This is a genomic window from Rhodocytophaga rosea, assembly GCF_010119975.1.
Lineage (GTDB): Bacteria > Bacteroidota > Bacteroidia > Cytophagales > 172606-1 > Rhodocytophaga > Rhodocytophaga rosea.
Window position 1 is genome coordinate 2846494 of sequence record NZ_CP048222.1, and the last position, 21293, is coordinate 2867786.

General features: G+C 40.4%; 19 protein-coding genes. 10 read left to right on the plus strand and 9 right to left on the minus strand.

Annotated features, from left to right (window positions below; genetic code table 11):
• Positions 1 to 262: 262 nt before the first annotated feature.
• On the minus strand, positions 263 to 733 hold the full coding sequence (locus GXP67_RS11875; protein WP_232065178.1) for a putative quinol monooxygenase: 471 nt from the start codon (positions 731 to 733) through the stop codon (positions 263 to 265).
• A 3-nt stretch (positions 734 to 736) separates the two neighbouring features.
• Positions 737 to 1354: a flavodoxin gene (locus GXP67_RS11880; RefSeq protein ID WP_162443320.1), complete on the minus strand. Its 618-nt coding sequence runs from the start codon at positions 1352 to 1354 to the stop codon at positions 737 to 739.
• 469 nt (positions 1355 to 1823) lie between these two features.
• On the opposite strand from GXP67_RS11880, the gene GXP67_RS11885 reads away from it, so the two are divergent.
• Positions 1824 to 2723 carry a helix-turn-helix domain-containing protein gene (locus GXP67_RS11885; RefSeq protein ID WP_162443321.1) on the plus strand — a complete coding sequence of 300 codons (900 nt, stop codon included), beginning with the start codon at positions 1824 to 1826 and terminating at the stop codon, positions 2721 to 2723.
• 480 nt (positions 2724 to 3203) lie between these two features.
• The gene (locus GXP67_RS11890; RefSeq protein ID WP_162443322.1) at positions 3204 to 3635 is read left to right on the plus strand and encodes a nuclear transport factor 2 family protein; all 432 of its coding nucleotides are present in this window, start codon (positions 3204 to 3206) and stop codon (positions 3633 to 3635) included.
• Here the strand turns inward: GXP67_RS11890 and GXP67_RS11895 are convergent.
• The 4 genes from GXP67_RS11895 to GXP67_RS37395 form a co-directional block, all read right to left on the minus strand.
• Complete coding sequence (locus tag GXP67_RS11895; protein ID WP_162443037.1) at positions 3594 to 4361, minus strand: IS5 family transposase; 768 nt, start codon at positions 4359 to 4361, stop codon at positions 3594 to 3596. The genes GXP67_RS11890 and GXP67_RS11895 overlap by 42 nt on opposite strands.
• 279 nt (positions 4362 to 4640) lie before the next feature.
• A complete protein-coding gene (locus GXP67_RS11900) occupies positions 4641 to 7898 on the minus strand; it encodes a PVC-type heme-binding CxxCH protein (protein ID WP_162443323.1) in 3258 nt (1085 codons plus the stop codon).
• Positions 7899 to 8267: 369 nt separating this feature from the next.
• A complete protein-coding gene (locus tag GXP67_RS11905; protein WP_232065179.1) occupies positions 8268 to 9035 on the minus strand; it encodes a macrolide 2'-phosphotransferase in 768 nt (255 codons plus the stop codon).
• Positions 9002 to 9193 carry a hypothetical protein gene (locus tag GXP67_RS37395; RefSeq protein WP_232065180.1) on the minus strand — a complete coding sequence of 64 codons (192 nt, stop codon included), beginning with the start codon at positions 9191 to 9193 and terminating at the stop codon, positions 9002 to 9004. The genes GXP67_RS11905 and GXP67_RS37395 overlap by 34 nt, the downstream gene beginning before the upstream one ends.
• A gap of 801 nt (positions 9194 to 9994) precedes the next feature.
• Here GXP67_RS37395 and GXP67_RS11910 point away from each other — a divergent pair.
• From GXP67_RS11910 to GXP67_RS11935, 6 genes are all read left to right on the plus strand, one after another.
• The gene (locus GXP67_RS11910) at positions 9995 to 10309 is read left to right on the plus strand and encodes a Rossmann-fold NAD(P)-binding domain-containing protein (protein WP_162443324.1); all 315 of its coding nucleotides are present in this window, start codon (positions 9995 to 9997) and stop codon (positions 10307 to 10309) included.
• 320 nt (positions 10310 to 10629) lie between these two features.
• Complete coding sequence (locus GXP67_RS11915) at positions 10630 to 11607, plus strand: bifunctional helix-turn-helix transcriptional regulator/GNAT family N-acetyltransferase (protein ID WP_162443325.1); 978 nt, start codon at positions 10630 to 10632, stop codon at positions 11605 to 11607.
• A 46-nt stretch (positions 11608 to 11653) separates the two neighbouring features.
• Positions 11654 to 11842 carry a hypothetical protein gene (locus tag GXP67_RS11920; RefSeq protein WP_162443326.1) on the plus strand — a complete coding sequence of 63 codons (189 nt, stop codon included), beginning with the start codon at positions 11654 to 11656 and terminating at the stop codon, positions 11840 to 11842.
• Positions 11843 to 12123: 281 nt separating this feature from the next.
• The gene (locus GXP67_RS11925; protein WP_162443327.1) at positions 12124 to 13014 is read left to right on the plus strand and encodes an NmrA family NAD(P)-binding protein; all 891 of its coding nucleotides are present in this window, start codon (positions 12124 to 12126) and stop codon (positions 13012 to 13014) included.
• A gap of 57 nt (positions 13015 to 13071) precedes the next feature.
• The gene (locus GXP67_RS11930) at positions 13072 to 13992 is read left to right on the plus strand and encodes a helix-turn-helix domain-containing protein (RefSeq protein ID WP_162447892.1); all 921 of its coding nucleotides are present in this window, start codon (positions 13072 to 13074) and stop codon (positions 13990 to 13992) included.
• A gap of 310 nt (positions 13993 to 14302) precedes the next feature.
• Positions 14303 to 15091, plus strand: coding sequence for an IS5 family transposase (locus GXP67_RS11935; RefSeq protein WP_162443328.1), 789 nt, complete (start codon positions 14303 to 14305; stop codon positions 15089 to 15091).
• A gap of 68 nt (positions 15092 to 15159) precedes the next feature.
• Here the strand turns inward: GXP67_RS11935 and GXP67_RS11940 are convergent, their stop codons facing one another.
• Positions 15160 to 16461, minus strand: coding sequence for an NAD(P)/FAD-dependent oxidoreductase (locus GXP67_RS11940; RefSeq protein WP_162443329.1), 1302 nt, complete (start codon positions 16459 to 16461; stop codon positions 15160 to 15162).
• Positions 16462 to 16528: 67 nt separating this feature from the next.
• On the opposite strand from GXP67_RS11940, the gene GXP67_RS37800 reads away from it, so the two are divergent.
• Complete coding sequence (locus tag GXP67_RS37800; protein ID WP_262890491.1) at positions 16529 to 16657, plus strand: hypothetical protein; 129 nt, start codon at positions 16529 to 16531, stop codon at positions 16655 to 16657.
• Between the two features lie 127 nt (positions 16658 to 16784).
• Complete coding sequence (locus GXP67_RS11945; protein ID WP_162443330.1) at positions 16785 to 17399, plus strand: cysteine hydrolase family protein; 615 nt, start codon at positions 16785 to 16787, stop codon at positions 17397 to 17399.
• A gap of 23 nt (positions 17400 to 17422) precedes the next feature.
• On the opposite strand, the gene GXP67_RS11950 is transcribed toward GXP67_RS11945, so the two are convergent.
• Both GXP67_RS11950 and GXP67_RS11955 read right to left on the minus strand, forming a co-directional pair.
• Positions 17423 to 19582: a sensor histidine kinase gene (locus GXP67_RS11950; protein WP_162443331.1), complete on the minus strand. Its 2160-nt coding sequence runs from the start codon at positions 19580 to 19582 to the stop codon at positions 17423 to 17425.
• A 240-nt stretch (positions 19583 to 19822) separates the two neighbouring features.
• Complete coding sequence (locus GXP67_RS11955; RefSeq protein WP_162443332.1) at positions 19823 to 21271, minus strand: alpha/beta hydrolase family protein; 1449 nt, start codon at positions 21269 to 21271, stop codon at positions 19823 to 19825.
• Positions 21272 to 21293: the final 22 nt, after the last annotated feature.

A 21293-nucleotide genomic window follows, 5' to 3' on the forward strand; every position in this document is an offset into this window, starting at 1 on the left:
TTTCTTTGTTACCTTCCTTTTGAAGTCAGCACTGTAGAAAGCACCTGTTTACCGGCTTCCGATTCTTTTTTTCCACCGTTTGACTCAATAGGAAAAGGATTTGCCTTGGTTCGGATTCTGTAATGCCAATATGTTTCACCATTTTATACATAAACCCTCCTATTGCATTCACTAACATTCTATTTGATGGCTATTAATGGCAAAGTTTTAGGATCATCCGTTTTCGAATCCTCTGCTGAGAAATGCTTGTGTTTAATGCGCATCATTTATTTTCTTTTAATTTTTTAAATATCAGGGGCATAGTTGTTACATCTACCGCTTCCATTTCTAGTAACTTTAATAACTTCACCATATTAAGCGTAGTGGTTTTATACTTCTGGAAATGTGGCGTTTTTAAATGCTGCTCGTAAGCCTTCTTGCTGGCATATATTTCCAGGATTCTAACCTGGGTAGGATTTTCTTTCTGATACATCGGAAAGATGGCAATTACTCCCGGCTCCAGTTTAACAGAGGCAGCCGCTTCTTCTTCCAGGATAGCTTTATACTCTTCCAGAGATGCCGGGACAATTTCAATTTCTGCGATACGCACCATCATTTCTTGCTGCTGCGCCGAAGCTGTGAAGCAACTACCCATGATACCTACTATGATTAATAAAGAAATGACTGCCGTAGAAGTTCTGGTGTTAGAACCTGCGTTTTGATTGATCAAGGTATTTTGAGGTAAATTCATCATCTATTAGTTGATTAGCTCAATTTTTTGCAACCATTTCTTTACTTCCACTTGTGCCTGCTTTTCTTTTTCTCCCTCCATTACAAAATAAATTCCGTCCCTTTCCACCCCGCCCTTCGTTGAAAAACCTTCCAGTATTCTACTATTGGGACATAATTCTTTTACGGTCTGGAAACTGCTTCCGATCCCGTAGCCAGCATTGGTATTAAACGGAATTACAGTTTTTCCGCTCAGATCATATTGCGTTAAAAAACTTTTCACAGGCGGGGGTAACTCCATACCCCAGGTAGGAAAACCAACGAATACTATCTCATATTCATCAATGCCCACAATTTTGGTTTGTAAAGGAGGTAAAAAGTCTCTTGCATTTTCATCGGCCACCTGATCAACAGTTGTTTTATAGTCTTTTGGATATGGATTTTCCAGCTCCAATGCGACCAAAGTTCCGCCTACATTTTTATGAATAATTTCTGCCATTGCCTTTGTGTTGTTGGTGCGTGACAGATACACAATCAGTATTTTGTCAGGGTCTATCGTAGGCTTTATTGTAGCAGGAAAATCTGCCCTTTGAGAAGAAGAGCAAGAAACAATTAAGAGAAAACATGCCAGCAGCAGATGTATCATAGCAATGGAAATTGACAGTAGATTAAGATAACTATCTTGAAAATGAATGGCTTTACCGGCCCCCTACCCTGGTAAACGATATGAAGATTGGGAGATTTTTACCTTTTGGAAAAATAGCGGCTTCTTGTGCCGTGCCTTGCGTTGACAGAGCAGCAAATAAGAAAATAGCTACATATATTATTTTTTCATGCTTATCTTTATTTGTCTGAATATTTCGATTGCATGCTGTGAAAATCTAAAAAACACCAAACTAAGGATAGGCATTTCACCCTGTTTTTCACTTTAACACTTTGTATAGTTTGTCTTTTTTTACAGTGCAAAGGTCAGCGTATTTTTTCAGCCCACTTGTATACAGATTACGGTTTTACTTACCAATATTCCTGGTTTAGAAATGATCACCAGGGAAGAAATCGAGAAAGTGCTACTTTTGAATAAGCGAAAGCAACCGAAATACTAAAACTATACTGATATGGATACGATGCGAAGATTTGAATCAATTAGTGCTTATAATGCCTTTAACAATCAGGAAACGCTCCATCCGCTGGTGAGTGTAGTTGATTTGTCTAAGGCAAGTCCCCGGCAAGCCTCTAATATGTATTTTGGTTTTTATACTGTCTTTTTAAAGGAAGTTAAATGTGGTGATCTGCGCTATGGAAAGCATACCTATGATTACCAGGAAGGAACGCTGGTATTCATAGCCCCGGGGCAGGTGGTTAGTGTTGAAAACAGCGGAGAAACCTATCAGCCCAAAGGGTATGCGCTGGTTTTTCATCCTGATTTGATACATGGCACATCCCTTGGAAAACATATGGGAGACTACACTTTTTTTGGCTATCAATCCAATGAAGCCCTGCATCTATCGGAACGGGAAAGAAAAATTGTGCTGGATTGTTTTTCTAAAATTGACTATGAATTAGAACACGCCATAGATAAGCACAGCAAACGGCTCATTACCTCTACTATTGAACTGATGTTGAACTATTGCATCCGTTTTTACGACCGCCAGTTCTTTACCCGTGACAATGTACACAAAGGCGTATTAGAAAGATTTGAGACTTTGTTAAATGAGTATTTCGAGTCTGATAAGCCACAAACGATTGGTTTGCCATCGGTAGCCTATTGTGCGGGTGAATTGAATTTATCGACTAACTATTTTGGGGATTTAGTTAAGAAAGAAACCGGCAAAACAGCCCAGGAGTACATTCAATCGAAGGTAATTGATGTGGCCAAAGAACGAATATTCGACCAAAGTAAATCTGTTAGCCAGATCGCCTATGAATTAGGATTTAAATATCCCCAGCATTTTACCCGCTTATTTAAACAATGGGTAGGGCAATCTCCCAATGAATACCGGATACCCCTTAATTAACTATAATCGCTGCAAACTAACATCAACTGGCCTTCAACTAATAGGACTTTATAGGGTACAGGCTTTGCTTAAACTCCTGCAAAAAGTTCAACCAGAACACACTGAAATGCCTAATTTCATTACGGAGATTATCCGGCAGCCAATTGAATGGCTCTAAAACATTAGCATCCGATTAAGATTACACTCTGTTAAGCAAGGATATTTTATATAAATCACCTGCTTATCAAATTCTTAAAAAATCCTTCCAGCAATATTTTGCCCTAAGCTTTTCCTGAATAAATATAATTGAGAACAAGGATAAAAGTACCTTTATAAAAGTTGAGATTATAGCTATAATTGCCTGCTTTTTTGTATTATTTGGGAAGGCCGATAACTATGACTGCTATATTGAGTGCGTTACATTAATTAAAGTGCCCAGAATAGTTGAGTGATTGATCTGTTATATTATAAATTACATCCTTAAATTCTATGCAATCAATTATGAAAAGTTCTATTTATTCGCTAACCGCCGTGCTGTTACTATTTGGGAGTTGTTCGGGTAATTCCTCTGGTCAAATCAACCAAGAACAAACCAAACAAGTGGCAGAACATCACTGGAAAGCCTTTAAAGAAAATAACCTGGAAGAAGTAATGGCAGATTATACGGACAGTTCTATTCTCATCACCCCAGATTCTACTTATAGAGGATTAGAAGCCATCCGGGGAAATTTTATAGCGGCTTTTAAGGCATTTCCAAACGATCAGAATCCGCTTACACTCAACAAAACAGTAGTGGAAAGAGATGTAGCTTATATCCTCTGGCAGGCCAATACATCAGCTTTTGAACTCCTGTTTGCAACAGATACATTCATTAGAGAATGTTTTGAAATATTATTCGGTTTTTCTTTTGAGCAGAGTATCAATAAAGGCTAATTGTAGCATGGCTTCCGAACTTTCTGTGTTTTTTTCAAAATCACGGCTCAACCTACGCTTAAAATTGAGCCATCCGTAGCTACGTTCCACTACCCAACGGCCCCCTGCCGGGACAAAGCCTTTCACGCTTTCAGGCTTTTGTACAATTTCTACACTCCATCCATATTGTTTTTTCACTTCTTCCACAAAAGTCTCTGTGTAGCCATTATCTGCTTTCAGGGTATGCAGGCGGGCGGACTTGCCCTTCAACTTAGCTGCTAACTCATATCCTGCTGTGGTGTCTGATATATTAGCAGCTGTAATATGCACCGCCCAGGGGATACCTAAACAGTCCACAGCCAGATGTCTTTTTCTGCCATTCACTTTTTTATTGCCATCTATGCCTTTATCCTGACTGGTAAATTGTATAATCTTAACACTTTGGCTATCAATGGCCAACACGCTTGGCAGGGCTTGTCTGCCTGCTTTTTTTCTTTCTCTGCCTGCTAAAAAAGCTAACAACTCTTCAATAATGCCCCGCTTTTTCCACTGCCTGAAATAATAGTAAATGGTTTGCCAGGGTGGGTACTTACTTTCCATATTGCGCCATTGGCTGCCCGTAGTTAGCAGCCAAAGCAGTGCATTGATTATCACCCGTTTTTCATGTTTAATCTTTCTTTGGTTATCAATTATTTCCTTGATAACTTCCCATTCAGGGTCAGTGAGCGCAGAGAATTTTTCTTGCATAAACTTGATGATTAGACACCTCAAGTTTACTCACTGATTCTTTCTTTTACCCTATTTTTATTCTTCCAAAACGTTCTCTTATACAGGATGGAAAAATCATCAGTCAAACCTATGGCGGATTCTCAAAAAGCAAGTAGAGAGAAAGTGCAGATAACCGGTTTTGACTGTATGTAATTAACCCAATATGGCCATATCCTTATAAAAATTAAGTATTCATTATTGTCCTTTTGTCTCTATCTGTTATATATCTGGTTGCGTGGAATTGGGTTCAAATCAGCTCTATTCCACTTTTAGTACTCCTTTCATCATTTTCCAATGTCCGGGAAAAGAACAGATAAACGGATACGCTCCTGGTTTTTCAGGCGCTTTAAAATCTAACTGAAACGTTTTTCCGGCATTTATAAGTGGCGTAGCAACTAATACTTCCGGCAAATCTGGAACAAAATTTCTTTCATAGCCATCTTTTAAACCAGCCATAGCATCTGCTGCTTTTCCTACTTTTTCTGCACTACCGGGTTTAACAATCACTACATTATGAGCCATCTGACCCCGGTTTTGAAAGATCAGTGAAACAGACTTACCGGCAGGAATTGTAATGAGGGTTGTATCAAAGAGCATTTTACCCGGAAGGGCAGTTAAATGAATAATTATTTCATTATTTTTGGCGCCTGAAGCAGTTTTATCAACAGGTGCTTCATTAACTTGGGAAAGTTTCTGATACCTTTCCCTAAACTCTTGTACTGCAGGCGACTCTCTCAATTGCTCATATTCATCTTCTGAAAGTGCACGATAGGAGAAGGCATGCCACAAGGGATCGTCCTTAACAAAGTATTCTTCTGCGTTTAATGCTTTCTGAGAGGCAAGCGGCTTTAACAGGCGTTCTGCTTTCGTTGGTTCCTCAGAAAGAAACTGCTTGTCTTTTTTAAACATTTCTATCCAGACAGGTTTCAGGTGTTTAAAAGATTCTTCCAGGGCATAGTCAATATACTCGTCGGTAGGAATTTCAGTTGTTTTAAGCAAGGCATTTACAGAGGCTTCTGAAGAAAAATGGCTTAATGCAGCTATAGCTTCCAGGCGGACTCTGGGCGCTTTGTCTCTCGACATGGTAATCAGTTTCTCTTCTGCATTCTTAATCCGATCGTTCCAATAAAATAACACCCTGGTGGCAGCGGCTCTGATGTGGTGATCTTTACTATCAAGCAGGTTTTCAAGCAAACTTTCCTCCACCTCGTTAAACTGCTGAAAGACCCACAGCGCTTCCAGTTTATGATACTCATGGTCAGTATGCGCAGAATCAAGCGCTGCGACCCATTCTCTGAGTACCGGAATCACTTTTTCAGCAGGAAAGTCTCTGAGGCGTATTCTTGTCCGGTATCTTGCCCTGTCTTCATATACCTTTAACTCATCCAGTAGTTTTTCCACACTTAGCCTGGTAAGATCAACCGGTTTAAGCACAGGTTTATCTTTATAAGTTATTCTCCAGATCCTCCCCCGGGTATGATCTCTTTGCGGGTCCCGAAAATTCTGTTCTCCATGTTGTATCACCGCATCGTACCAATCAAGCAGATACAAAGCGCCATCAGGACCAAACTTAAGATCTACCGGACGGAAGTTAGGATCTTTGGATTGTAATAAGGGTTCAACTTCATGGGCTACTATCCCACTGCCTTCTTCTGAGACTTTATGTTGTTTGATGCCCTGAAATCCAATAAAAGTATTAAAAAGAACATTTCCTTGGGCACTTTCCGGAAAATGCCGGCTAGAAACAATTTCTACCCCACAGGTTTTCGGGCGTTTAGAAATGGTCAGAAAATCCTTCATCTGCTTATGTTTAATGGGGTAGTTGATAGCCACCGTCATGGGAGGAGCAAAATAATTCATACCTGTGGATACATCAGCAATTAGGTGGGTACCATTACGGGTAAACACCTGTCCCCAGGGGTTGGCATAGGGGAAAGAGATATACGGGTCCAACTTCATAGTACGGGGCTCATACCGCCAGGTGATGCCGTTAGCGCCTCTTTTTGGGCCATAAGGTGTTTCTATCTGGGAATGCAAAAAAGTACCCTCATGCATATATAAAGCTCCATCCGGTCCCCAGGTATAAGCGCTGATCGCATGGTGGGAATCCTCTGTACCAAAGCCTTTCAGGAGTGTTTTCTTCAGGTCAGCCTTTCCATCTCCATTGGTATCTTTCAAAAAAACAAAATTAGGCGCCTGTGTTACATACACACCTCCATCCCCCAATTCAAATCCCAGGGGCAGATACAAACTGTCTGCAAATACAGTATGTTTATCTGCTTTTCCGTCGCCATTCGTATCTTCCAGAATGATAAGCTTGTCGTTGGGCGGATTACCTGGGGAATAATGCGGATAAGAAGGCATGGTAGCCACCCACATTTTTCCCTGTGAATCAAAGGTAAAAGCTACCGGATTGGGAATAGGTAAATCCACCTCTGAAGCAAACAATTCTATCTGGTACCCTTCCTGCAAGATAAATTGTGACTTATCTGGTTGGAGCATACTGGATGAAGACTTAACAGGTTGGGATGCCTGTTCAGGGTTGCTACTGATAATACTTTGTAGCTTATCCATGTTAAGCTCTGTTGCATCCCGGCTTCCTTCCCAGATTATGCTATCCAGTCGGAGTACCATTTGGTCGATCTTTCGGAATTCATCTGGCAAAGCCTGGCCACCGGCCCATTCTCTACGCCTGCCATAAATGTACTCTCCGTTTGAAGCTTTAAACTTGTAAAAGAAATGTTGATTTTTCGTTGCAATCACCTTCTTTAACTGGTTGGAATGTCTATCTTCCGGCCAGGAAGAAACGGGAAAGTCTAAGGCTTTGGCCATGAGTTCACTTACCACTTTATAGCCTTTGCCTGTGAGATGAATGCCATTGATGGTCAGCGAATCGCTGCCCTTCATCAGCTGAGTAGTAGGTTCGTACAAGTTAATGAAAGGAATAGTAAGTTCTTTCCCCACTTCTTGCATAGCCTGGGTATAGAGTTTCAGGCTTTCATTATGCTGGCCCGGATCGGGTAATTGTCCTCCCAGCGTTTCATGGGCTATAGGTGATATAAGAACGATCTGGGGAGTAGACACTCTATTATAAGTCTGGTTCTGTAAATGGCTGAGAAACACCTTCAATCTTTCTCTAAAGACATGCACACTATCAGGGCCCTTAAATGCTTCATTTAAGCCAAAGCAGGCAAAAATAACATCTGCTTGTTGCTGATGCAGATGCTCATCCATTGTTCCGAAGTTTACCGGTCTGGGTTGTAAATTAACTTCATCGCCACTCCAGGCAAGATTTCTTATCCGAAGATTATGCTTAGGGAAACTTTTATATAAAAGTGTTTCAAGGTAGGTATGCTCTCCAAGATCCAGAGCAAAAGTATTTCCAATAAACACGATGGTATTATCTGGCTTGGGAGTAAACTTATATGCCTTCTCTTTTTTTGAACAGGAAAAAAGAAACAGAATAAACAGAAGAATAAAAAAGAGAAAAAGGAGTAATACTGGTTTGATATTCATTAGATCACAGGGCTTTGCCAAAATTGCTTTGCATGGTGAAGGTAAAATAGGCAAATCTTTTTGTATTCGAAAGAACTGGAAACACTCAGATTACTGTGGATGTTTAGATAGAGCTTAGCTAAGTTATTTTTATTCTCCTTATTATTTAATTTAAACTTGTCTTGATCCTTGGAAGAGATTGCCAAAGTTAGTTCTCCTGTTTTCAGACAGATGCTGGCAATGAAAACCAGAATCTTTAGAACTTTAAATCTTTAATTACTCAAAAGGGGGCAGTTATATTAATTGCCCCCTTTTATATCTGGAGAAAACTCCCCTCAGCTATGATACTGATCCGGTGTGCTGAAGCCTATAGATCAGCTATCTTACCTGCTACTTCTCTACACCAAGTGCCACTTTCGCCATCTGTAGGTACTCTTCTAAACCAGACTGTAAAGCAAATAGGGCAATGTTTATCGCATAAGCCCCTTGTAGATGCAGGATATGCTCTTGCATTCTGGGCCATACCCTGCCTCCGGCTTGTTCATAGCGGGAAAGCAATGTGCTTAAGGCTACCTCCCCAAAGGTGGCTAAATAAGGTACAAAATCTATAGTAGGATCTCCTACTTCTGCTTCTGTCCAATCAATCAGGCCACTTATCCTGCTTTGAGCATCCACTAAGATATGCCCGGCATGTAAATCCCCATGTACCAGCACTGTATGCTGAGGCCAGTAGGAATCATCCCCAAGCCAGGCTTGCCAGCTTTGCCATAACGCCTGGGAAACACCAATCTCCTGTTGTACCTTTTCCATTTTTAGCTGTAAGTCAGTGCGGATCTTTTCTGCATGGGTTACCCGAATTTGACTTTGGGCTGCTGCCAAAGGAGCAATGTTATGTAAAGCCACCAGCGTATGGGCAAAGGAATCAACAAAAGCAGCCGGTAAGGCAGCAGGATCCAGATGCCAGCGGTATTGCTTTATTTCTGTATCGATAGTGGCAGCAGGTGTACCCGGTAACAGGGGATAGGCTATCAGTGATTCAGTATTTACTTTCCACTCTGGTACGGCTATCGGCAGGTGTCTGCTTACCAGGGTTAATACCTTATTTTCATAGCCTGCTCTTTCTCCTACATCCCTCTTCTGGGTAAGCGCAGCACCCATGAAATACCTGCTTTGTCTTTGGCAAGGGCTACCAGAAAATCTAAACCGGATTCATTGTAGGAAATGCTTTGTGGCTGAAGAACAAGACCATGTTCGGAAGCAAGAGAGAGTAATTGCTCCATTGTAGGAGGTTGTATAAAACTGGATGATTGATTCATGAATTGAAAAATTTAGTAGGTAATATATACTTAGCCCATCTTTCTGATGGAAAATAAGCATAAGTGAAACTATAAGTAGATAAAATGATGGAATAGCAGGCTGAGATAAGTTGCTATGGAAGGTTTTCAATAAAAAAACCTGTCTTGCTTCTTTATACGCAAAGCAAGACTATTCCTCACGGAAAGGTGAAAATAATACACAAGCCTGCAGGCACAGGATTAGCAATAGAGTTGGAGCAGATTACATTGCATAGCCACAAATATACACTGTTTCAAACATAGAAAGCAATCGCCTAATCAAGTAAAATTTAACTACCTTTTTGTAGTGCTATTTTATTACTGGAATTCTTTACAACCTCTGTACAAAAAGTGGCATAACATGCTATTGAAGGGCTTTGTTTTAATCTGATTTTGTATATTCATCTTTCTTACCTAACACAACATGATTATATAAAAGCATACGCAGTTGTATACCCTCAGATATTCGCGGCTTTAAAGAACATGATCGGCAATTGATTGGTGAACACACAGTGAAATAATCAGACTTTCCAGAAGATACCGTTTATACTTGGCTGTATTGCTTTTCAACAGCTTTAATAAAAGAATAGCAAAACCTGATTAAATTGATATTTATTGACCCTAGATCATAGATCAGATGATATTATCATAAACGATGCTTGCTCAAAAAATCCTATAAATCACGCTGTTTGGTAAAGTTAGAAATTCCCAGGTTAGGTTTAGAATCATTCGCAACAGTCAATTATAAGATACCATTTTTACAGGTGCAGCCTCACCCTGTTCATGCCCGCTATTTCACTATTGAGAACAGAGATAATTACCTGGTGGTGGATCACATATCACAATTTCCAGCTAAAAGGTTCTCTTCGGCTTGCGGAACATCCGATTGCCGAATATAAGGAAGCGCGGGAATTAGAGGTGATTCACGAACAGCAAATCGTTGGTAATCAGCCTGGCGATCCAGAAAACGATGAACGTCCGCTTCACTTGTTTTTGGGAACAGATACTTTTAACATGGCAAATTCAAAAATTGACATGGTTAGGGAACAACTCAATACTTACGAAAGCTTGTCCAAATCAACAGAGTTTAGGGATTAACTGATAATGTATAAGGAAAAGGCCCTTCGAAGCCAGATTCCAATCATTTATCTAATCTACGCTAACAACTGTATGCCTATATTACGGAGGCCTTTTCTCAAATATTTATCTGCTTAACATGAGAACCCTGCTGTATTCGCCATTATCAATTCAAACCGGCGATTAGCTCTATTCTTCCAAGCTGAAGTTATGACAAATAGGCTTAATATTAATCCTGACTGTTTATACTATCACAGCTGTGAACAATAGCTTTCAATAGGATTTGAAAAGCAGGAAACTCTTATTAAATTTACGTAATTAATTACGTAATTAACTTTATTATGAATTTCTTTGAGTCAGCCGGGAAAAAGGCAATCGGAAGCCGTTTAAGAATGTTAACAGATCAAATTACAGAAGATGCTGCCGAAATTTACAGATTGTATGGGATTGAGTTGCAGCCAAAATGGTTTCCGGTATTTTATGCCTTATCACAGGGCATGGAAAAAACGATAACTGGTATTGCGCAAGAAATCGGGCATTCGCATCCATCAGTCAGTACAATCATCCGGGAGATGATAAGTAAAGGCCTTGTACAGGAGCGAAAAGATCCGGCGGATGCCAGGCGCAACGTGATAGGGCTTTCTGAAAAGGGAAAGGATTATGAACAAAAGATTCAGGAACAATATCAGGATGTAGAACAAGCCATTGAATCAATTGACGAACAGACAACCTATAATCTTTGGAAAGCTATAGCTGAATGGGAATTTTTGCTGGAACAGAAACCCCTTCTGCGCAGGGTTATCGAGCAAAAGAAGTTAAGGGAAAGCAACAATGTGCAAATAGCAGCATGGCATCCGCAATATGCGGCCGCATTTAAATCTTTAAATGAACAATGGATTTCTGCTTACTTTAAAATGGAAGAAGCCGACTACAAATCTTTAGATGATCCGGAAGGATACATTTTAAAGAACGGAGGTCAGATCCTTGTGGCTTTATATCACAATAAACCTGTCGGTGTTTGTGCGCTAATAAGAATGGATGATGGAGAACACGATTTCGAACTTGCGAAAATGGCAGTTTCTCCGGTAGTTCAGGGAAAAAGTATCGGATGGCTGCTGGGACAAGCGGCTTTGGACAAAGCAGCCGAACTGGGGGGTAAAAAAGTGTATCTGGAAAGCAACACCATATTGAAGCCGGCTATTAACCTTTATCTTAAACTTGGATTTCAAAAAATAGTTGGTCATGCAACACCTTATGAACGGTGCAATATCCAGATGGCTGTAGATCTAAGCAATCGTAAATCGAAGAGGGAGGCCTAAAAAGCAAAATAGGTTTGAAAATGAGAATGTAACCGCTATCTGCAACATGAAGCCTGTTATGGCCGGGTATACTTCAACAGCATATGCCGGAACGCTTAAAGAAAGTGATAAGTGCCATGATTCGCCGGGGCGAAAACCAAAGAAGAAAGATTACAGGACAATGGTACAGTTGACCTGCCATTTTATTATTCCTGATATTTTCTATTTCATTAATGAAAGATATAGGCACCAGTAAATAAAACTTGGATGCAGTTGCATTTTATTCGCCCAGATACATGCTGGCACTCAACCCACAAAAGCCTTCAAAATAGCTAATTTTGAAGGCTTTCTATTTTTCTATGGGCTTATGGTATATAATTCGATCATGTATTAAAAGATTTAAAGTTGTGATGTAATGGCTGCTTAAATTCTTTCTCCGGCAAATTGTAACCTTATATTCGGCTACAACAAAAGTGGTTTTGGATACATTAGTTTACTAGTCAGGTTGCAATTTTGCATCAACAAATATTTAAACAAATGAAAATAGTAGTAACAGGTTCTTTAGGGAATATCAGCAAACCACTGACAATTGAATTAGTAAAAAAAGGGCACGTTGTAACCGTTATAAGCAGTAATGCTGAAAAGAAAAAGGAAATTGAAACACTAGGTGCTACAGCAGCCATCGGTTCACTAGAAGATGTAGATTTCATTACTACCACCTTTACCGGACATGAGGCAGTATACAGTATGATACCACCAAATAATTATTTTGATCATTATCTGGACCTGGCTGCATATTATGAAAGGCTGGGTAAAAACTATGCACAGGCAATAAATCAATCTGCCGTAAAGCGCCAGGTGCATTTAAGTAGCATTGGTGCACATTTACAAAAGGGAAATGGCATATTGGCCAGCACTTATGTAGTAGAGCACATACTTAACCAGTCAACCGATGTTGCCGTAACATTCATTCGTCCGACATCATTTTATTATAATCTGCTGGGTTATATTCACGGGATAAAAACAGCGGGAGCCGTATGTGCAAATTACGGTACAGAAAACATTATTCCATGGGTATCACCCATAGATATTGCTGCTGTCGTAGCAGAAGAACTGACAACACCCACAGGCACCCACGTTCGTTATGTAGCCAGTGAGGAGTTGAAGGGAAATGATACCGCTAAAATTTTAGGTGCTGCTATTGGCAAGCCCGATTTGCAGTGGAAACTCATCAGCAATGAAGAATCATTAAATGGCCTGTTGGCTATTGGAATGAACCCAGCAATTGCCGCCGGATTAGTAGAGATGTATGCCGCCCTACAGACCGGATTATTATCAGAAGATTATTTCCGCAACAAATCTGAAAAAATGGGAAATGTAAAACTGGTAGATTATGCAAAGGAATTTGCCTCAATTTACAACGGATAGTTAAAACGCAGATTATTTACATTAGCAATGTTATAAACAGAATCGTTCCTTTGTATGATGGCCGGCAAAAAAATTTATCACCTAAAAAATATAACAGAATTTCACCGCAGTCGTGGGTTAAAGGCTCCACAGCATCCATTGATAAGTGTAGTAAATTATGCCGATGTCCAGCTTCCGCCTGACGCTATTGACGTAAGCTGGGTTTACGATTTTTACTCCATTGCAGTTAAGCGAAATTTGAACGCCAAACTGCATTATGGTCAGCAGGAATATGATTTTGATGAGGGCGTAATGTTTTTTATCGCACCCGGGCAGGTATTTAGTGTGTCTTTTGATAATGCAGCTACCTGGAAACGTTCCGGCTGGATATTGTTGCTGCACCCGGACTTTCTATGGAATACTCCGCTTGCAAGCAGCATTAACCAGTACGAATATTTCGGTTATGCGGTTCATGAAGCCCTTCACCTTTCCGAAAAGGAAGAATCCACAATGAAGGGCATAATTGAAAATATAGAGCAGGAATACCATAACAACGTCGATAAGTTTAGCCAAAGCATCATTATTGCGCAAATAGAAACGATGCTGTTATATGCTGACCGGTTTTATCAGCGCCAATTTATTACCCGCAAAATCTCCAATCATACAACTCTTGCCCGATTTGAAACTATATTAAGCAAATATTTTAATGCAGATACGCAATTAAACAACGGCTTGCCATCCGTACAATATATTGCCGAATCTTTGAAGGTATCGCCTAATTATTTAAGTGGTCTGCTAAAAAATCTTACCGGGCAAAGTACCCAGCAGCATATCCACAATTACCTTATCGAAAAAGCAAAAGAAAAATTATCTACAACAACATTGTCGGTAAGCGAAATAGCTTATGAGTTAGGTTTTGAACACCCGCAATCTCTGAGTAAATTATTTAAGTCGAAAACAAATGTTTCACCGTTGGAATTCAGGCGATCTTTTAATTAATACTGCATACACCCTCAGGTTTAAAGTCGTTCCATTATACATCAGACAAACGACCAACACTATTCCCAAGCCGGAAAAAAGTGTCTGATTTTCGAATAACACTCCCTTTTAACATGCTGGCATTCGAACCAGAAGGTATGATTTCAACAGGTTGCAAGTACCCTGATTGTAAGAGCAAATAATTAAATCAAAACCTCTGATAATCTGTATGGAGATAAGAAGGTGTTTGGAAATAGAAGAGAGGTTTTTTAGGATTTTGGAAAAAGACTATCAGCCGGTAACTTGAGTTTGCGAAACAAAAAGTTACTCCATGTATGAATTACATGAAAATCTGACTGATAGTCAATGGCAAGTTATTAAAAACATAGTAGATGATGGACGAAAGAGAAAAGTTTGTTTAAAGCGTGTAGTGGATGCCTGCCTGTGGCTGACCAGAACCGGAAGTCAGTGGCGGAATTTGTCTCAGACCCATTATCCTGTATGGCAAACGGTAGCTTATTATTTTTATAAGTGGCAAGATAATGGGGTCTGGCAACAAGTGCGGGCGATGTTAGTGAAAAAGGAACGAGAAAGACAGGGACGACAAGCAGAGCCTTCCAGAGTGGCTATTGATAGCCAAAGTGTTAAACAGTGTGGTTGCTTTTCTGAGCAGGTAGGTGTAGATGGTAATAAGAAAATAGATGGTAGGAAACGGCATTTGGCGGTTGATAACTTAGGACTTCCCTGGGCTGTTTATGTAGGAGCTGCTAATGAGTCTGATGCCGTAGCAGGCTTTGAATTATTACCACAACTCAAAAGCTGTAGACGGCTAAGTTTGATCTGTGCCGATGCAGCTTATAAAGGTGAGTTTGTCTCTTATGCTTATTATTATGGGTGGAAAGTAGACATCTCACAAAAGCCTCCTTCCAAGCAAGGATTTATTCCTCAAAAGGGAAGGTGGCAAGTGGAAAGATCTGGACCTGCTACGAGTGTGCATCGGCTCCATGCCTGGCTGAATCATTATCGAAGATTAGCTAAAGATTATGAAAGAACTCCTGCTTCTGCTGTCTGTTTTATAGAATTAGCTTTTATCAATATCATTTTATCAAAAATACCTTAACTTATTTCCAAACACCTTCTTAGCGGCTGACATAGACTAAGGAATTTTAAAAACATACTTAATATTCATTACAAAACGCTATCTGTAACCTTATTCTCTTTCTTTCCTACAATCAAGCGCAAACCCTTATCATAACTAAAGTAGCTCCATAGCCAGTTGGTAAATACTACTAACCGGTTGCGATAGCCAACAATGGAAATAAGATGAACAAACATCCAGATAAACCAGGCAAAGAACCCCTGGGTTTTAAATGCTTTCAGATCTACTACTGCTTTATTCCGTCCGATGGTTGCCATACTCCCCTTGTCCTTGTATATAAAAGGCTTTAATGGCTTGCCTGTAAGTAAATTTTGAATATTTTCTCCAAGTAATGTCCCTTGTTGCATAGCCGGAGGCGCCATCATGGGGTGTCCTCTGGGTGTATTTTCTGTAATCATTGCTGCCACATCACCTATAGCAAAAATATTTTCATAGCCTTCTACCCGGTTGCAGCTATCTACTTTCAGCCTTCTGCCTTTTATTATGCTTTCCGGGCGAATACCCTCGATCGGTGAGCCTATTACGCCGGCCGCCCAGATCAACGATCTGGTAATAAGTTTTTTGCCGTTATCTAACTCAACCGTATATCCATCATACGATTTAACAAAACAGTTGGTCCAGACTTGAACACCCAGCTCTTTTAAAAATTCTAATGCTTTTTGTGAAGCCTCTTCAGACATCCCATTCAGTAGGCGAGGTGTACCCTCTATCAGATGAATATCCATTTTGACAAAGTCGAGTTCCCTGTAATCTTTGGGGAATACATGTTTCTTTAATTCGGCAAGTGCACCTGCTACCTCAACCCCTGTAGGACCTCCGCCAACCACTACATAATCCATCAGGCTATTCAACTCATCTTCTTCTTCGGTTAATAAAGCCTGTTCAAAATTACCTAATATGGTATTGCGTAGCGCCAAGGCATCTTCTATGCATTTGATAGGCACAGCATTTTTCTTAATTTGTTCATTGCCATAATAATTGGTAACAGCACCTGTGGCAATCACCAGGTAGTCATAACTCACACTTCCGATAGAAGTTTCTACCACCTTTTTTTCCGTATCTATACATTCAACGTTCCCCATTCTAAAATAAAAATTCTTCTGACTTTCAAAACCTTTTCGGAAAGGATGGATGATAGAATCTGCTTCCAGACCAGCTGTTGCTACCTGGTACAATAAAGGTTGAAAAGTATGATGGTTATTTTTATCTATAAGTACAACCTGGACATCTGCTTTGCGTAAGGCTTTAGCAAGTTGTATTCCTGCGAAACCTCCGCCAATGATGACTATTCGAGGCTTTCCTACCTGGGCAATACGGGCATTATTTTTCATAGAAGAACAAAGGTGGATCTTATGTAGAATTATAAATTTATATAAAAGAATGTATAAGATTATAATTATGAAAAAGATTTCTAAGGTTTCGTATATGCCCGGGAGTAAACCTAAAGATGGTATACTAAGCGAAAAGAAACTATTTTTTGGTTTTGAGGATACTTATAAGTTTGAGGATAAACCTATAGTTCTTTAAGAGATAAAGCTTTATAAAATATGATTAATGAAACTATCTATTTAAATAAAATTTCCGGCTTATAACGCAGTGTAGTGTTTACCAGGCAGTTTTTTTACATTTTTTTAACTAACAGAAACAATCTATTTTGGCAACTCCAGTTAAAAACCATGATCTACATGGCAATGTACCCGACTCATCACCGGCCGTACTCTTACTGATCGATCTGATCAATGACTTTGAATTTGTGGATGGCGATAAAATATACAATCATTTATTGCCCCAGGTTGATGCCATTGTCAACTTAAAGCAGAAGGCTAAAAAGGCCGGTATTCCTGTAATATATGTTAACGATAACTTTGGCAAATGGCAATCTGATTTCCGCAAACTCCTTGATCACTGCCTGCAGGAAGGGGTAAAGAGTAAAGCGATTATAGAAAAGTTAAAACCGGATGAGGAGGATTATTTTGTACTTAAACCCAAACATTCTGCTTTCTACTCTACTACCTTAGATGTGCTATTGGATTATTTGAAAGCAAAAACCTTGATTATGGCCGGCATCACCGGAAATATTTGTGTGCTGTTTACAGCAAATGATGCTTTTATGCGCGACTTTTCCCTTATCATTCCCAGTGATTGTGTGGCCTCAGAAAACAAAAAAGAAAATACCTATGCACTCGAGCAAATGCGTAAACTGCTCAAAGCAGATACCAGGCCATCGACTAAGATTGATTTTAAGAAGTACAAACCAGTAAAGAAATGAGGCAAGCTTCCGGCTGGTGCCTTTTATTGTTTCAGATAGACTTTAAACGTAGAACCTACGCCTACCTGGCTTTCTACCACAATTCTGCCTCCGGCATTCTCTATAATTTTCTTGACAATGTATAATCCGATACCAGTACCTTCCACATGGGCATGCAGACGTTTAAATAAAGCAAAAATCTTTTCTTCCTGGCGCATATCCATACCCATCCCATTATCGCCAACCGTAAGTTCGTAATAGTCGCCCTGTATGCGGCATTTGATGTGTACCTGTAGTTCCCGCTCTGGAGAGTGGTACTTGAAAGCGTTAGAGAGCAGGTTATAGAGAATACTTTTTAGGTTTTTTCTGGAAAAAAATAAGGATGGGCAGTCAAGTTCTATAGTTAAATGGGCTCCGGATTCCTGCCGTTGCGGCGCAAGGTCCTGGAGAACCTCTTCCAGTACCTGACTCAAATCAATGCTGATCACATCCTCAGAACTTTCCTTACTAATACGGGCTACTTCTGTTAAGTCCCTGATGGTCGTCTTAAAACGGTTCACTGAGCTATTGAGTAACTGGTAAATCTGCCCAACAGCATCTTTCTGTAAGCTCTCTTTACCTATTTGCCGTTCCAGCGCTTTGAGTAATCCTTCAATATTTAGAATAGGAGCTTTTAGATCATGGGAAGCCGTGTAAACAAAGTTGTCCAGATCATTATTAATCCGTTGCAAATGCTCATTGGCCAGTGCCAGCTGCTGATTACTTTGGACTACTTGCCGGGCGCTTTCTTCTAATTGCCTGCGAGCCAATACTTGATTAGTCACTTCATGGGCGAATGCCAGTACCCCATTTACTTCGCCTTGTCTGTTGCGGCGGGCCTGATAAATAAACGTCCAGTAGATCTCCTCCAGGGGGCCATCTTGATGACGGGCTAGCATCAGGGGCATTTCCTGGGCTACAAAGGTTTCTCCTGTTTGGTATACCTGTTGGAGAATGGATGCAATGGGTGTATCTCTCACCTCTGGCAGTGCTTCCAGTAAGGGTTTGCCCAGCAGCGTTCGTCCAGGAAAGATCTGCTGATAGGCCGGATTGACCAACTCGAATACCAGCTCTTCTCCGTTTAGAATGACGATAGGAGCTGGCGCCTGTAAAAACAGAGAGTGTAGTTGCTCACGTTGCCGGTCTGTTTCTTTCTGATTGTATACATGGGTAAGGGCCGTAGCAATATGTCCGGCTACTAATTCCTGAAAGTTTTCATAATCGGTATTATACTCAAGCTGTCCACTGATCGCAGCCATAAAAAAACCAATCACCATATCACTTCCTGGTTTAACCAGAGGCAGAATAGCTATCTGAAAGGAATTTGCTGAAAGCGGGCTCTTACCAGAAGGTAAATGATAGGTAATCACTTGCTTGTTTTTACTTTGCATGACCTCTTTAATGGACTCAGACACCTGCTCTTGCGCTATAGTTAAATCCAGAAGAGGAGGCAATGCTTCGGCAGGTAAACTGCTCGTCTGGCCTGTGAGCCGGGCTTTTTTGTTATTCTCTTCCAATAAATAAATTAACCCAAACGGTATGTCTTCCCTGTTCTGATCGAGTGCCTGGCAAGAGAAATGGCTCACCTGCTCAAGGGTTTGTGATAAGGGAGCAACTTCAGCCAGACTCTTTAAAGTATTGAGCCGCCGCTTGGAAAGTACGCTAGGGGTAGTTTCATGACACACGCAAAAAATACCTCCGACTGTTGCCCAATCGGTAAAAGCCGGATTGTAGGAAAAAGTCCAGTAGGTTTCTTCCATAAAGCCTTTCCGCTCCAGCTGAATAAGTAAATCTTCGGCATAAAACGGAGCGCCTCCCGAAAGTATTCTTTCCACAATATCTCCGATCTGCCACCAGATCTCAGACCACATCTGGGAAGCTTTTGCTCCCAAAGCCTGTGGATGTTTTTTACCTAATGCCGGCAAATAGGGATCATTATGGAACATATATAAATCTCTGGACCACCAGATAAACATGGGATAATGGGAATTGAGCAGCAAGCGGATGAGATTTTGCAGACTATGTGGCCACTGTTGCGGATGTCCTAAGGGGTGCTTCTCCCAATTGAAAGCCCGCATTAACTCTCCCATCTGTCCTCCTCCTTGAAATAGAGTATCTGTATAGTGGGCAAAACTTGCCTTAGAAGCAGGATCGTTTACATGCATTAGAAATATAGAAAAGGGAACCCTAGGCTTATCATTCTTAATAAGCCTAATTTACATTGAATATATACGAGTGTTATATACGGCTTCTCCCGCATTTTCGGTTTGCATATTTATTCTGCTAGAAGATTCCTTCTGCAAGCCAGGTTGAATTTTAACATGAATGGAATTGTAAACATATAAATATGCCATCACTTTAATATTCACTCATATTTCATATTATAGAGGAAGTAATGAAAAATATTAGTCTCTCATCCATTTTAAAAGTGCATCCACCTCAACAATAGACCAGGAATGAGGATGACGGGCTCCATTCATGCGGTATCCCCGGTTCTGGGTTGGTATATATTCCACTGTATGGCCAAACTTTTTGCTCAAGTGCGCTGAGAGGCTTTTAATAACATAGGCATTTGTTTCTTCATAATCATTGCCTCGGTTTTGTTTCCACCACAAGGTATCAGGTTCGGTATATAATCTAATTTTGACGTTTTTTAACTGGGAGACATTGTTGATATTGCTTGTTCTTGTGGTATATACGCTATGTTTTTCATACTTGGCAATGCCATTTTCCGGCTTTCCAAAGTTAGTTTCCAGTAAGTCAACTAACATTTTACTTTCTCCTACAGATACCTGCGAAAAATTGCGGGCGACATTCTTTTGCGCGTTCTCATACAGTTTGAGCAGATCTACCGGTGAATCAATAATAAAACCCCCTTTTGGCTTGACGGCAGTTTCTTGTTTCATCAAATAGTTACTCAACAGCAAAGCTACATTGCCTCCACTGGAAAATCCTCCTATGTAAACGTTGTTGTTTTTTATATCATTTTCCTTCACCACTTGCTGCAAGAGGCTGGAAAGTTGACTTTTTTCCTCTTCCTGTAGCCAAAGCTGTTGATTGTTTTTCATCAGGGCAATGGCAAATCCTTGCTTTATAGCCGGGTCCACAATTTTAAATTCAGATTGAATACCTGCCGGATTCTCTCCAAAGCCGGGAAACAGAATCAGAATTCCGTGTATTTTCCCTTTGGGAAGGATCAACTCATATTTCTCATGATAGCGGGTATGGTAAGGGGTTTGTGCCAACTCCTTACAATTTTGCACAGTGCGTACCTTGTCAAATATTTTCCACACCTGATGATCAAAGACCTGAGGTGAAGATGAAAACACAAGCAAGTGTTTGTCTACCTGTGGACAATAGCTTTCTTTTACTTTGATATGTAACTGAATTGGTTTTCTGGAGAAGAAAACATCTGTAAATGTAACATTGCCTTCAAATAATTGCCAGCCATCCACCTTGTTTGTAGCAGTAAAAGAGGCGCTTGCTTTGGAGATCGCTTCTGCGGCTAAGCCATTGATTTTACCAACCGACTGGGAGAGGCCACTAAAATAATCTTCCGTGAGTTGCTGAAGACGTTTATCGGCGAGTGCTTGCTTACCCTCGATATACCAGGCAAAACTGTAGGTCCAGAATTGAATACTTGAACTGTCGAACCAACCGGGAGCAAAGCGAACCTCTTCTAGCCCCGCAAAAGTAATACTGGGGGCAAAGGAAGGAGGTAGCGAGAAAGATTCTTTTCCCCAGTCAGCAGGCGCTTCTAACAGTGAGGGAGATGCCTGTATCTCTTTCACCTGCGCCTGGCATGATGCATACAAATACAAAAAATAAAAAACCAGAAGAAGGGTTTTATGCATCGGATGTTCTTTCTTGAAAGCA